The sequence below is a fragment of the Roseobacter sp. YIN89 genome (genome assembly GCF_057219365.1).
In genome coordinates, this window is record NZ_JBXVVD010000002.1 from 712,704 (window position 1) to 726,372 (window position 13,669).

Annotated in this window: 15 protein-coding genes; 2 read left to right on the forward strand and 13 right to left on the reverse strand. The window is 59.8% G+C overall.

The window, feature by feature from the left end; translation table 11 throughout:
- Positions 1-5: 5 nt before the first annotated feature.
- The 4 genes from AC2D8V_RS09635 to AC2D8V_RS09650 are packed head-to-tail and all read right to left on the reverse strand — an operon-like array spanning position 6 to position 3,756.
- Entirely contained in the window at positions 6-1,289 is a 1,284-nt protein-coding gene (locus AC2D8V_RS09635) for a TRAP transporter large permease (RefSeq protein ID WP_484733312.1), read from the reverse strand.
- Positions 1,286-1,834 (reverse strand): TRAP transporter small permease subunit, encoded by a 549-nt coding sequence (locus AC2D8V_RS09640; RefSeq protein WP_484733313.1) that lies wholly within the window; start codon positions 1,832-1,834, stop codon positions 1,286-1,288. The genes AC2D8V_RS09635 and AC2D8V_RS09640 overlap by 4 nt, the downstream gene beginning before the upstream one ends.
- A 20-nt stretch (positions 1,835-1,854) precedes the next feature.
- The gene (locus AC2D8V_RS09645; protein WP_484733314.1) at positions 1,855-2,886 is read right to left on the reverse strand and encodes a TRAP transporter substrate-binding protein; all 1,032 of its coding nucleotides are present in this window, start codon (positions 2,884-2,886) and stop codon (positions 1,855-1,857) included.
- A 24-nt stretch (positions 2,887-2,910) separates the two neighbouring features.
- Positions 2,911-3,756 carry a putative hydro-lyase gene (locus AC2D8V_RS09650; RefSeq protein WP_484733888.1) on the reverse strand — a complete coding sequence of 282 codons (846 nt, stop codon included), beginning with the start codon at positions 3,754-3,756 and terminating at the stop codon, positions 2,911-2,913.
- A 101-nt stretch (positions 3,757-3,857) separates the two neighbouring features.
- Between AC2D8V_RS09650 and AC2D8V_RS09655 the strand changes: the two genes are divergently transcribed.
- Together AC2D8V_RS09655 and AC2D8V_RS09660 are read left to right on the forward strand one after the other, a co-directional pair.
- Entirely contained in the window at positions 3,858-4,808 is a 951-nt protein-coding gene (locus AC2D8V_RS09655) for a LysR family transcriptional regulator (protein ID WP_484733315.1), read from the forward strand.
- 16 nt (positions 4,809-4,824) lie between these two features.
- Positions 4,825-5,196, forward strand: a complete 372-nt coding sequence (locus AC2D8V_RS09660; protein WP_484733316.1) for an ACT domain-containing protein — start codon at positions 4,825-4,827, stop codon at positions 5,194-5,196.
- Here AC2D8V_RS09660 and AC2D8V_RS09665 read toward each other — a convergent pair.
- The 9 genes from AC2D8V_RS09665 to AC2D8V_RS09705 all read right to left on the reverse strand — a co-directional run bounded on the left by AC2D8V_RS09665 (position 5,193) and on the right by AC2D8V_RS09705 (position 13,637).
- Complete coding sequence (locus tag AC2D8V_RS09665; protein WP_484733317.1) at positions 5,193-6,212, reverse strand: AbrB family transcriptional regulator; 1,020 nt, start codon at positions 6,210-6,212, stop codon at positions 5,193-5,195. The genes AC2D8V_RS09660 and AC2D8V_RS09665 overlap by 4 nt on opposite strands.
- Positions 6,209-6,862 carry a GntR family transcriptional regulator gene (locus AC2D8V_RS09670; RefSeq protein WP_484733318.1) on the reverse strand — a complete coding sequence of 218 codons (654 nt, stop codon included), beginning with the start codon at positions 6,860-6,862 and terminating at the stop codon, positions 6,209-6,211. The genes AC2D8V_RS09665 and AC2D8V_RS09670 overlap by 4 nt, the downstream gene beginning before the upstream one ends.
- A gap of 85 nt (positions 6,863-6,947) precedes the next feature.
- A complete protein-coding gene (gene ptsP, locus AC2D8V_RS09675; RefSeq protein ID WP_484733889.1) occupies positions 6,948-9,131 on the reverse strand; it encodes a phosphoenolpyruvate--protein phosphotransferase in 2,184 nt (727 codons plus the stop codon).
- Between the two features lie 104 nt (positions 9,132-9,235).
- Positions 9,236-10,474, reverse strand: a complete 1,239-nt coding sequence (locus AC2D8V_RS09680; protein ID WP_484733319.1) for an aspartate kinase — start codon at positions 10,472-10,474, stop codon at positions 9,236-9,238.
- A gap of 106 nt (positions 10,475-10,580) precedes the next feature.
- Entirely contained in the window at positions 10,581-11,219 is a 639-nt protein-coding gene (locus tag AC2D8V_RS09685) for an SDR family oxidoreductase (RefSeq protein WP_484733320.1), read from the reverse strand.
- Between the two features lie 4 nt (positions 11,220-11,223).
- Entirely contained in the window at positions 11,224-11,652 is a 429-nt protein-coding gene (locus tag AC2D8V_RS09690) for a DUF1178 family protein (protein WP_484733321.1), read from the reverse strand.
- Positions 11,653-11,722: 70 nt separating this feature from the next.
- Positions 11,723-12,184: an NUDIX hydrolase gene (locus tag AC2D8V_RS09695; protein WP_484733322.1), complete on the reverse strand. Its 462-nt coding sequence runs from the start codon at positions 12,182-12,184 to the stop codon at positions 11,723-11,725.
- Between the two features lie 156 nt (positions 12,185-12,340).
- Positions 12,341-13,102: an EcsC family protein gene (locus AC2D8V_RS09700; RefSeq protein WP_484733323.1), complete on the reverse strand. Its 762-nt coding sequence runs from the start codon at positions 13,100-13,102 to the stop codon at positions 12,341-12,343.
- Positions 13,103-13,145: 43 nt separating this feature from the next.
- Positions 13,146-13,637 (reverse strand): GNAT family N-acetyltransferase, encoded by a 492-nt coding sequence (locus tag AC2D8V_RS09705; protein WP_484733324.1) that lies wholly within the window; start codon positions 13,635-13,637, stop codon positions 13,146-13,148.
- Between the last annotated feature and the right edge of the window lie 32 nt (positions 13,638-13,669).

Consider the following 13,669-nt stretch of genomic DNA (forward strand, 5'->3'; position numbering starts at 1 on the left):
CCGCCCTACTGCAACGCCTGCGGCAGAAACAGCGCAATGCTTGGGAACGCGATCAAGGCAAAGGCCATCGCCAGCATCGCCAGAACGAAGGGTATCGACCCCAGCATGACCTCGGACAAAGTCCCTGATTTGCGCGCCCCCTGCACCACATACAGATTCAGACCAACAGGCGGCGTAATCAGCGCCATTTCGATCAGCACGATCATCAGAATGCCGAACCAGATCGGGTCATACCCCTGCGCGACCACAAGCGGCACAATGATCGGGATCGTCACCACCATCAGCGACAAGGTTTCGATAAAGAACCCCAGCACGATATAAAGCACGACAACCACAAGGATCGTGCCCAGTGGCGTCAGCCCCAATCCGCTCATGAACGCAGTCAGTTCTCGTCCCAGCCCCGCTGACGCCAAAGTGAAGTTGAGAAAGGAGGCACCGATGACGATCAACATGATCATTGACGTGATCTTGACCGTGCCCAGAGCACTCTGCCGCAGCATCTCAAAAGAAATCCCGCCAAACCAGAACGCGATGACCAACGCTCCGGCAACGCCAACAGCAGCAGCCTCTGTCGGTGTTGCCCATCCGCGGTAAATGGACCCGACAATCAGGCCGAACAGCACAAGGATCGGGATTAGATCGACCAGAGCGCGCAGCATCTTGGCCAAGGGAAAAACACGTCGGATCCCGCCCAAGGACGGGCGCAACAGGCACAAAATGACGGTTATGACCATGAACGCCAGCGCGAGACCAAGACCGGGCAGCAGCCCGGCAAGGAACAACTGCGGGATCGATGACTGTGTCAGGAACCCGTAAACGATCAGGTTGATGGATGGCGGTATCATGATCCCAAGAGTTCCGCCCGCAGCAATCGCCCCCGAAAACAGCTTGGGGTTGTATCCCAGCTTCTCAGCCTGCGGCATGGCAACAGTGGCGACCGTGGCAGCGGTTGCCACAGACGAGCCGGACGTCGCAGAAAACATGGTCGCCGTTGCGATATTGGCGTGAACCAGCCCGCCGGGCAGCCACGACACCCAACGATCCAGCGCGGCATAAGTCCGCGCGGCGACCCCGCTGCGGACCAGAATTTCTCCCAGCAACACGAAAAACGGGATTGCGATCAGCGTCGCGGAATTTGACGCGGACCACACCATATTGCCAAGGCCTCGGGTCAGCGGAAACGACGAAAAGAAACTGTCGACGCCAAACCCCAGCAAAAAAAGGACGATGCCAACAGGAATTGACAGCGTAAGCAATCCTAACAATCCCGCAGCAACCGATGCGATCATGACAGCATATCCTGTTCTGCAAAGGCGCCCACGGCTTGCTCTACGTCTGCGTGGCGCGACTTGAGGGTCAACGACAAGGCCGCCAAAGTGAGAACGCAGCAAACCACCGCAAACCACACCCATCCTGCAAACCAGGGCAGTTGCACCCACGCAAGCGGCGTTTCCAGCGGTGTATTCGCGCGCGACCCGTTACTGAGCGACCTTTCGAGAACGGGCCAGGCCTTGATCGCGACCATCAAGACAACGCCGCTCATGACGATCATTGAAAAGATGTCGAACAAAGACCGCACCATGTCCCCTGCCCGTGCACGCAACAGGTCGATGCGGACGTGGCCCAACTCAAGCAGCGTGTAGGCCATTCCCCAGGAGGTTGCGATTGCCATGACATATCCGCTGATCTCGTCCGTCCCCCCAAGCGAAGCGCCAAAGCGACGCAGAACAATATCCAGCAATACCACGGCCGCACAGACAAAGAGCAACAGGCCCACCAACAGGGCGATGCCACGGTTGATGCGCCTGAGCAGCGATATGATCTTGAGTTCCATGCCGACGCCGTCGTGCTGCATTACTCGATCGTTACGCCGACAACCTGCCCGACCGACGCATTCCAGCGCTCCGCCCAGTCGCCGCCTGCGCGCTCTGCCCAGTCAGGAAGCACTTCAGAGGTCAGAATGTCACGCGCCTTGGCAAAATCGGCATCCGACGCCTCAACCAGCACCATCGAACGGCTGTCCCCTGCTGGGCAATCACCGTTACCTGTCAGGCAGGCGATGTCATCTACAAGAGCCGTCTGGGCACTTTGCCATGCCGGGTCTTCAAAAGACGCTTTTACCGCGGTTGTGATGGTGTTCTGCATATCGGCATCCAGACTGTTCCACTTGTCCATATTGATGGCCGTTACCACCGAATCCCAGCCGCCAAGAGGCAGCGGCAAAAGATGCGTGGAGACTTCCCACCATCCCGCGCTGTAGCCGGAGCCCGCGCCCGTGACCGCACAATCAACAACTCCGTTTTGCAACGCGCCCGGCACCTCGGAGAAAGACACGTTCACACCCTCGGCGCCCAGCGCTTCAAGCAATTTTGCCGTCATCCGACCCGAGGCGCGCACCTTCAAGCCCTGCAGATCGTCAAGGCCGGCGATCTCATGATTACAGAACACCACCTGCGGCGGATAAGGCGCGATGGCCAGAACGTGGCTGTTGAAACGGTCGCGATAGATGTCGCTGACCATCGGACGCGCCGCGTCAACCATGGCGCGGGCCTCATCTGCCGTTAGCGCCAAGAGAGGGACGTCCAGACCTTCGAGTTCGGGCGCATCAGCGACCGCATAATCCGCCACCGTCATCGCCACATCGTATACGCCTTGACCCAACAAAGGATAAATATCCCCCAGTCCCAGACCCATCTGGTTGTGAGTGGTCAATTCAATCGATAACGCGCCATCGGATGCCGCAGGCAACGTTTCGTTCCAGAACGGTGCCTCGTACTGCTTGTGCAAGGGCAGGCTTGACCAGCTACCGACAACCGAGAGCGTCTCTGCAGCAAGGGGCGTGGCCATGAGGCTGGCAGTCGCCAGCAGGCTTAGGGATCTACGCATGTATGTTTCCTCTATCATTAAGTGTCAGTTTGTTTTGTCGGTGTCATGAAAGGCGGGGACATCTGCGTCCTCCGCAATGTCGGCGATCAGCATGTGGCCCGGCGCATGGGTAATGCAGAACGGAACGCGCGCGTGCATCAGTACGTTTTGCGGCGTGACACCGCAGGCCCAGTAAACAGGCACCTCGTCATCAGCGACCTCCACCGGGTCGCCCCAGTCTGGCTCGGCCAAATCCGCGATGCCTATTGCGCTTGGGTCCCCCTGTCCGATGGGGGCGCCGTGCGCTTGCGGGTAACGCCCGCTGATGTCCCACGCGTCACGCACCCTGCTCTTGGCAATCGGACGCATGGTAACGACCATCTCGCCACCAAAGGGGCCCGCCGGTACAAGAGCGATATTGCTGCGATACATCGGCACCGTCTGATCAAGGGCGATGTGTTTAACAGGGATACCCTGCGACATCAGTGCGTTCTCGAACGTGAACGAACAGCCAAGCGCGACCGTCACAAGATCATCGCGCCAATGCGCGCGAATGTCGGTGACCTCATCACAGAGCTTACCGTCCTCAAAGATCCGGTAGCGCGGCACGTCAGTCCTGATGTCAATGTCCGCGCCAAGGTCCGGCATCATCGGATCGCCTGCACGCCCGATCCCGACGATTGGGCAGGGCTTCGGATTGCGGCGGCAAAAGGTGATGAAATCATCCGCGTAGTGCGCAGGCAGGATCGCAAGGTTGCATTGCAGCTTTCCCTGCGCCAATCCGGCAGTGTGCCGATCATAGGCACCTTTGCGAATGAGCGCGCGCAGTTGTTTAGCCGGTAGTTGAGCCAGCGATTTTTGATCCAGCGCCAAGATATCCCACCTTTGCATCATCCTGCGTCGCTCTCAGGCTGACCAGCGGCGGGCGTATCGTCAAATTGATTATTTTTCTTGTTTTCGATAGAATTTTTTTATCGGTTGGAGTCCTCAGGATGCGCATCAGAAATCTCGACACGTTTTACTGGATTGCGACCCTCAAAAGCTTTCGCGCTGCCGCTGAAAAGCTGAACCTAACCCAGCCGGCAATTTCCGCACGAATTCAGCAGCTTGAGCAGGATCTCGGCGTCCCGCTGTTCACCCGCGAAGCGCGCAATGCACAGCTTACCCACATGGGACGCCGCCTGCTGCCCTACGCCGAACGAAGCATGGTGTTGGAACAGGAGGTGCTGACAGCCTTCACAGACACCACCTCCATCCCGCAAACCATCAGGCTTGGCGCCTCCGAAACGATCGCCTCGACGTGGTTGCCCGACTTCCTCAATCAGCTCGGGGCGAAACTGCCCAGCCTGTCGTTCGACCTCATGGTCGATTCGACGGACAACTTGCGCAACGGATTGGTTGCGCGCGATCTGGATATTGCGTTTCTCATGGGGCCCGTCGCCGAAGTCAGCATTACCAACAGCGCACTTTGCGAATTTGACATGGTCTTTGCCGCCGTTCCCGATCGCGCAGGACAACACGCCCGTTGGACCCTTGCCGACGTGGCGGCGCAAACCGTGCTGACATTCGCGCTCAACACCAAACCAAGCCGCCAGATCAAAGAGATGCTTCTCCCACACGGGACAGGGCCGCTCGCGATGACGACCTCTTCATCTCTTGGCGCGCTCATCCGCCTTGCTCTTTCCGGATACGGCATCTGCGCCGTCCCGCGCGCCGTCATCAGTCAGGAACTGGCGCTGGGGCAGCTCGCCGTGCTTGAAACAGATTTTAACTTGCCCCCGATCTCATTTACCGCTTCTTTTGTATCGGGCGGCCCGATCAGCGGCCTGATGAAGACAATCGCGCAGGATGCTTGCGGGTTTCTCGCCCCTTCCCTTGACGCGCAAACGTACCGGCGCGCACCCCCGGAGAAAGACGCAGATGAGCGGCGAGCACGACCTTGAAACGCTTTTTCGGACCATGACCGCCCGTCTGGTCGAAGGCGTGTATGTTTTCGCGACACTGCCTGATCATGATGTGCCGGAAGGCGTCGACGCGCGCATGACCTTCCACGAAGAAGAAGGCACAACGCTGATCCTGCTGCGTACAGAAGCCGAAGCGCACGGGATTGCCTATGAGTTTCCATGCAGGATGATCACCCTGAATGTGCATAGCGCGCTGGAAGCGGTGGGCTTCATCGCCCGTATTGCGACCGCTCTGGCGCGCGAAGGCATGGGGGTAAATCCCGTGGCGGGCTATTTCCATGACCACCTTTTCGTGCCGGATGGTCGGCAGGATGACGCCCTTCACGTCCTGCAACGTCTGACGCAGGATGCGCTGTCCGACGTCTAGCTGTCGCTGAATATCCGCGCAAACAGCGGCGCACCAAGAATCACGATGATGATCCGCAAAACGTGGTGGGCAATGACAAAGGCAACATCCGCCCCCACAATAAGGGCCAGCACCGCCATTTCCGCCTGCCCGCCGGGCGCAAAGGACAAAAGCGCTTCCATCCCGGGTGCCAGCCCGAATCCGTAAACGACTTCGACAAAGATAAAGGTCAGAACCAGCAACAAACCGCAAAAACCAAGACCCGCAGTGAGGTCGCGCCGAACTTCTTGCACGGTAATACCGGTGTATTTCACCCCTACGGTCATGCCGATAAAGAACTGAGCGGCCCAGATCGCCTCTGCCGGCGGGCGGTGTTCGAGCCAACCGGCCAAAGCGGCAATTGCCGCCGCGATCATCGGGCCCAGAATGGATGCGCCAAACATGCCAAGCCTTGCCGCGATCTGCCATCCGGCAAGAGCACAGACGAACATCAACGCCAGTTGACCGGGGGCGATCTCTGTCACGGGGGCACCGGGCGGCTGGCCCAGATCCGCGCCCCAGATTCCCTGCATGATAAAGGGCAACGACACAACGATAACAAGAACACGCGTTGCGTGGATCAAGGACAGGGTGCGCGGGTTGCCACCGGCCTCTTCGCCGAACACCAGCATATCCTGCAGCCCGCCCGGCATCGCCGAATAATAACTCGTGGCAAAATCGTATTTCCATACCCGCTGAAAATACGGCACCCCGATCAGCCCGATGCACACGGTCATGACCGGAATCAGCAACAACGTCGGCCACATACCCGCCATCGAGCCAAGTATTGCGGGCGTAAACGTCGCGCCAACCGCGACGCCCAGAATGGTCCGCATGGCGGTATTCAGCACGCCGACGGCCCGCATCTTCACACCTGCAAGAGCGGCCAGCAGGCACCCTGCAATCGGGCCCAGCAGCCATGGCAGGGGCAACCCGGCCAGATGAAAAGTCACGACCCCCGCCAACGCGACGGCAAAAGGCGTGGCGTACTGCATCATCGTCCTAAAACCTCCAGCCTGTGTCGCAACGAGGTCTGAAGATGTACCTCGGCGGCGTCCCCTGCCCGTTCCGGATCTCCCGCGCGCAACGCGTTAATGATCTCGGAATGCTGCGCCGTGACAGTCTCAAGTCTCTCTGCCCCGGCCAGTGTTGTCGGCCCCATAAGCATCAGCGCATGGTTCAGCGCCCGTGCCGAATCCACCAGAAACCGGTTGCGCGCAGCCAGATAAAGCCCTTGGTGAAATGCCTGATTGAGCGCGGCCGCGCGGACAGGGTTATCCGTACACTGGGCAATTTGCGTGTTACGCTGCTCCAGAACGTCAATTTCGGCGGCGGCCGCGTGTTTGGCGGCCATTTCTGCCGCGGTGCGTTCCAGAACCGTGCGCATTTCATAAAGTTCAACCAGTTCATTGTGCCCAAGGCGCCGGATCACCGCGCCCACACGGGGGCTGTGCTCGACAATCCCTTCTGCTTCGAGCCGCCGCAACGCCTCGCGCACCGGCGTCCTTGACAGCCCGACCCGCGCGGCAACTTCTGTTTCGCGCAGCCGGTCGCCGGGTGCATAGGTCCCCGCCCGCAGCGCTTCAATCACGCGGTCATACGCCAGCGCGCCCTGTGATCCTTCAGCCGTTTTCGGCTTGGCAGCCATTGCAGAACCCCTCTTGTATCCCAGCGGATACAACACTGTCGCTCAAATGAACAGGGCTCTTGGTGCATGGCAGCGTTGCAACGGGTCAGCCTTGCGTGCGCAGCCATTCCATAATGGCCGGACGGACAGACATCTCGCCCCGATGCCGCGCATCGGCGATCACCTTGCGCACCTCGCCAAGGTCGGACCGCCGCAACAGGCTTTTGACAGGGCCAATCGATGCAGGCCGCATGGATAGCGACCGCAGGCCGATAGCAGAAAAACACAAGGCTTCGACCGGCCGGCCCGCGTCCTCTCCGCAAAACGACACAGGCGTGCCTGTGGCGTCGCACCGCTCTACGATACGTTCAATAAAGCTCAGAAAGGACACGTTCAGCGTATCATAGCGCCGCCGGACCCGCTCGTTTTCCCGGTCCGCAGCAAAAAAGAACTGCTTTAGGTCGTTGCCACCGATCGAAATGAAATCCACGTCTTCAAAGAATTTCAGCGGTGCGAACGCAAGGCTGGGGGTTTCCAGCATCGCACCCACTTGGATTTTCTCAGGCAATACGTGCCCCAAACGGTCTTCTGCAGCCAGCGTCTTGTCCAGCAATCCGCGCGCTTCGGTGTACTCTTCCATCTGCGCAACGAACGGAAACATCACTGTCAGCGGTCTGCCCTCGGCAGCACGGATCAGCGCCTGCAGTTGCATCCGCATGATCCCCGGCTTGTCGAGACCAACACGGATTGCCCGCCAACCCAGCGCCGGATTGGGTTCGTCGTTAGGCTTCATGTAGGGCAGCACCTTGTCCGACCCGATGTCGAGTGTGCGAAAGGTGACAGGCTTGCCCTTGGCCGCATCCAACACGCGGCGGTACAGAGCGACCAACTCGGCGCGGCGCGGCATCTGGTTACGTACCAGAAACTGCAACTCGGTGCGGAAAAGGCCGACACCTTCGGCACCCGAACTGGGCAGGGAGGGCAAATCCGCCATCAGGCCCGCGTTCATGTGCAACGTCACCGTCTCGCCGTCGAGGGTCGTTGCAGGCTTGTCACGGATCGAGGCGTAGCGCTCCTGCGCCGCCTCCAACATCGCGATCTTGTCGCGGAAGGCCGACACCACGGAATCGTCGGGACGCAGATGCACGATCCCCTGCTCCCCGTCGACCATGATATGATCGCCGTTCAACGCTTCGTTTGTAACGCGTGACGCATGCACCACCAGCGGAATGGCCAGCGCGCGCGCAACGATGGCGGCATGGCTGCCGACTGACCCTTCCTCCAACACGATACCTTTCAGCGAACGGCCGTACTCCAGCAATTCTGCAGGCCCGATATTTCGTGCAATCAGGATGGGGTCTGCGGGCATTTCCGCACCCGTGTCCGACCCCTGCCCGGTCAGAATACGCAGCAACCGGTTGGACAAGTCATCCAGATCGCTTAACCGCTCACGCAGGTAGTTGTCAGTAACCTGGCCCATGCGCGCCCGCGCGATGGATTGCTCTTTCTCGACGGCAGCTTCTGCAGAAAGACCGTTGCTGATGTCGGCCTCCATCCGTCGCATCCAGCCTTTCGAGTTGGCAAACATCCGGTAAGCTTCAAGCACCTGCATCTGGTCTTTGTCACCGCTGGCCATCTCCAGCATCTTGTCGACCCCGACACGCAACTGCTCGACCGCTTCGTTCAACCGTTTCAGTTCTGCATGGGGGTCGTCGGCAATCGGGTTCGTGACAACGACGCGGGGTTCGTGCAGCCAGACATGCCCGTCCGCGGCCCCCTCCTGCCCTACCGTTCCCCGGAACATCACCGGTTGTGAATGCCGCGCGGCCAAAGCCGCGCCCTCGCCGGCAAAAGCGCCCAGTTCGGTCATCTCGGCCAAGACCATCGCGACCACTTCGAGCGCATAGACCTCATCGGCGGAAAACTCGCGCGCGGCCTTGGACTGCACAACCAACACCCCAAGCGCCTCGCCCAACCGCTGCACCGGCACCCCGAGAAAGCTCGAATAGATTTCTTCGCCGGTCTCCGCCATGTAGCGAAAACCCTTTTCCGCAGGTGCATCAGCGGTATTGACGACATGGCGCAACCGCGCCACCCGGCCAACCAGACCTTCACCCAACTTCATCCGGGTCTGGTGCACCGCTTCCTTGTTCAAGCCCTCGGTGGCGCACAACTCCAGCGTTTCGGCATCGCGAAACAGATAGATAGAACAGACCTCGCAGCCCATACTACCGGCAATCAAAGAGGTAATGGCGTCGAGCCGCTCCTGCCCAGCAGCATGCCCCGCCATTGCGTCGCGCAACCGCCCCAGCAGCTTCCGCGATTCCGTTTCCTGCCGTTCAGCCAACGGTGCAATCCTCCCATGAGCGCCCCGCCTGTGTCAAAACGCAGAGGTCAGGCGGCCTTTTCAAGCTCGAAGGCATCATGCAGGGCTTGCACGGCAAGTTCCATGTATTTTCTGTCAATCAGCACGGAAATCTTGATCTCTGATGTCGTGATGACCTTGATGTTGATGCTCTCGGCGCTGAGCACCTGAAACATCTTGGCAGCGACGCCAGTGTGGCTGCGCATGCCGATGCCAACAACGGACACTTTGGCAACATCCGTATCGGCGATAACTTCATGGAAATTGATGATCCCGTCAGACTTGGCGGTCTCGATCGCCTTTTGCGCCCGCGTGACCTGATCCGTCGGACAGGACCACGTCATATCCGTGCGCCCCTCTTCCGAGATGTTCTGGACAATCATGTCAACATTCACGCCCGCATCGCTCAGCGCGGTAAAGATGGTGGCCGCGATGCCCGGACGGTCCGCGACACTGACAAGCGTCATCTTGGCCTCGTCCCGGCTAAAGGCCACACCGGCCACAACATTGCTTTCCATGATCTCATCCTCATCGCATACCAGCGTGCCCGCCGTGTCTGATTGTTCCTCAAAACTGCTGAGCACCCGCAGTTTCACCTTGTAGCGCATCGCCAGTTCCACTGACCGGGTCTGCAGGACTTTCGCACCCAGCGACGCAAGCTCCAGCATTTCCTCGAACGCGATCTTGTCAAGCTTTCGCGCCTTGGAACTGACACGCGGGTCGGTGGTGTAGACACCATCCACATCCGTATAGATGTCGCAACGCTCTGCCCCGAAGGCCGCCGCAAACGCAACCGCGGTGGTGTCCGAGCCACCCCGTCCCAGCGTGGTGATCCGCCCCTCGGGGCTGACACCCTGAAATCCGGCGACCACCGCCACACGCATACCCTCGCCGAACTTTGCCGTAATGTTGTCGGTCGGGATGTCCTCGATACGCGCCGAACTATGGGCCGACGTCGTCTTGACGGGAACCTGCCAACCTTGCCAGCTGCGCGCAGGCACGTCCATCTCCTGCAGCGTCAGCGCCATCAATCCGGCTGTCACGTTCTCGCCCGACGACACCACCGCGTCGTATTCCCGCGCATCATAAAGCGGTGACGTCTCGTTGACCCAGCCGACCAGTTCGTTCGTCTTGCCGGCCATCGCCGAGACGATCACGATTACATCGTAGCCCTTGGCCACTTCGACACCAACGCGTTTGGCCGCACGCCGGATCCTGTCCAGCGTGGCCACCGAGGTGCCCCCGAATTTCATTACCAGAACCGGCATGTCCCGCCCCTTGCTGTCGTCGGGCGCGGTTTACGCCGCAATAGGCCGGGGCGCAAGCAAATGACCCGCGTTAAACGGGTTTTGCGAAAACGGAAAAAGGATGTTGCTAGAAAGCGTGCGTCCGCCCGTCCCACGTCTCAAAGGTGCCGGTGCATGCCAGATCAAGCGCGTCAAACCGGTCCGTCAGACCCTGCACCGCCTCGTGCACAGAGATATCAGCCGCGTCACTGCCCATGTCCGTGCGGACCCACCCCGGATGGTAGATGCCCACCGCGATTCCGTCTGCTTTCAGATCAACCGCCAGATTACGCCCCAGATTAAGCGCCGCCGCCTTGGACGCGCGGTAGATATAGCTGCCCCCCGGCGCCGTGGTGCTCGACGCCATCTGCGACGAGATGATCGCGATCTTTGGCTCTGTGGCGCGGCGCAGATGCGGCAAGAGCGTCTGCACAGTCAAAAAAACACCAGTCACGTTGGCCGCAAAGGTCTGGGCCCACAGATCAGCACCAAAACCGGTTTCCAGCGCATGCCCTTTGTCCAGATAGACACCGGCGTTGCAGACCAACAGATCAACAGACCGATCTCCAAGCTTTGCCGCAAATGCCGCCTGCGATGCAGGATCGGTCACATCCAATGTCCATTGCGCGGCCCGGGTCGTGCCGATGACCTCATCACCGCGTGCCTCATAGGCAGCCGCAAGGCCCGCGCCTATTCCACGGCTCGCGCCAGTGATTACTACTGTCATGTTGTTAGTTTGCCTTTCGCGTCGGTTTAAAGGGCAGCGGCGCCACGGGCACCCCGTCCTCGATCAGCTTGCGCGCCTCATCCGCGTTCGCCTCGCCATAGATAGCGCGATCAGGCGTCGCTCCCAGATACATCGAGCGCGCCTCCTGCGCAAAACGTTCCCCGACGTAATCGGCATTGTCTTCCACGTGCTGCCGCAATTCTTTCAGCGCTCGCTCCTGATCCGTTTGCGCGTCGCGCAGCGGTGCGGTCGTCGCCTCCTGCTTGGATGCCTGCGCGACACGGGGGGCCATCATCGCCTTTTCCACTGCGCCGGTGCCACAATCCGCGCAGGACAAATGCCCTGATTTCTGCAACCCGTCGAAAGCGGCAGCAGACTTGAACCAGCTGTCGAACTGGTGCCCGTTTTCGCATTTCAACGTGTAGTGGATCATGCCGAACCTTGAGCCAAAAAGATATCTACCCCGCCAAAATGGGGTTCACAGGCATCAAGGTCAAGTCAGCTTACTGCTGGGTGCGTGGGTCAAAATCCCGCAGGATGCGCGCCAATTCAGGATCGCAAACCATCTTGGACGCCTTCTTGCGCGACACCCAGACCCGCTCGCGTTCCGACGCTTCTGGATAGTCGTCTGCCGTCCCTGTCACTTCAATCGCAAATACCATTGCAACCACCGGCAACTCGTATTTGGTTCCTTTGTCCTTTGCATAGGAAAAGATACCGATACACCGACCGTCTGTCGTGCCTTTGACACCGGCTTCTTCCCAGCTTTCGATCAAGGCACACTCTGCCGGCGTCTTGCCGTCCATCGGCCAGCCCTTCGGCACGATCCACCGTCCGGCATCGCGCGACGTGATCAACAGCACTTTGACCTTGTCCTTGACGACTTTGTAGCACAACGCCGCAAATTGCGTCCTGACGTCTTTTTTCTGGACGCCCTCAAGCGATATCGGGGATTGTCTAACCATTGTCGGCCTCTGACTGCTCATCGGCATTCTTTTTTAAAATTGTAAACATAATGCGACATTTTGACTCAAATTCCAATACACAATGGAAAATATATCACAATTTAAGCGCGTATTAGTTAACGCGTCCACTACATCTTGGGCTATATCGGCAATCTGTTAAGCCAGCGAGCGGGACGTCATGCGCGCACGCAGCCGGTCGACAAGCTGCTCGACAGGGACATCCGCATCAATTGCCAGACGGCGCAGGCCAAAGTGCACATGCGCAATTTCCTGATAATAGCTGGTGTAGGCAAAATTCGTGGCCGCACCTGCCACAGCGCCCAGCACGGGAATGGTTTGCGCTGCCAGCTTTTGCCCCAATACCGTCGCCAGCCGTGGTGCGACCCGGGCGATCAATCCCTGCACTGTCGCGCCAGTCAGCGTGACCCGAGCCGTGATAAAGCCCAGATCAGCGCCATCATCCGCTTCCAGAGGGCCTGCAGCGGAAAAAACCTTGATACAATCGAACTGGACGCTTTCCGCTTCTGGATCAAAGCCGTACTCCGAGGAAATCCCTTGAATAACCCTCAGCAGCAGGGTTGTAGTCACCGGCAACTCTGCCAGTGCGGTCGGCAGGCCCCCGATGCCCCCGACAGCCCCCATTGCCGAGCCGATGGCGGTATTGATCCAGCTTTTCTGGTCGGGCACCACACCGCGGCTTTCATTCGCCGCTTTCATTGCCTGTTCAAGCGCCCGTTGCGTCGCCTGATCAAGACCGGAGCGCGCCGCAGCCGGCAGGCGATCCAGCAGCCCCTCCGCTTTGCCACCCACCATGTTCAGCAAATCGATGCCATAGCCGTTTGCACGACGGTACCGGCGCGCAAGCGCATCCAGCGTGGCGTCCACGTCGACGTGGTGTGGCGATTCTATCAGGTCCATGCGGCTCCTCCTGCCCTAGAGATGGGCGATGTGGCAGGCGTTTTCAATCACGGGCCCAACGCTTGACCTCTCCGGACAAGCCGCGCCACGCGCGCGGCAACAACTCGTACCCAAGGACGCGCTCGGGGTTCGTCGGCGGCGGCATGATGACGTCATCCAGCCGTTGAAACCCAAACCGGCCGTAATACGGCGCATCACCGACCAGCAACACCCGCGCCCAGCGCTGCTCTGCGGCCAGCGCCAGCGTTTCGCGAATAAGCTGGGCCGCAAGTCCTTCGCCCTGCCGGGTCGGGTGCACGGCCACCGGCCCGAGCAAAAGCGCGTCCTCAGATCCGATGTGAACCGGCCAGAACCTGATCGCACCGGCAAGGATACCTTCCGCGTCGCGGGCGACACGGCTCAACCCCGGCACCGGCGGGATGTCATCGCGAAGCCGGTAGGACGACAGCGCCTCGCGACCGGGGGCAAAGCACAGATCGTAAAGCGCTTCGACCTCATAGGCATCCTGCGCAGTTTCTGGGGCAAGCGTGTACACGGGTGGCGGTGTCTGTCTTGATGAGGTCGGTT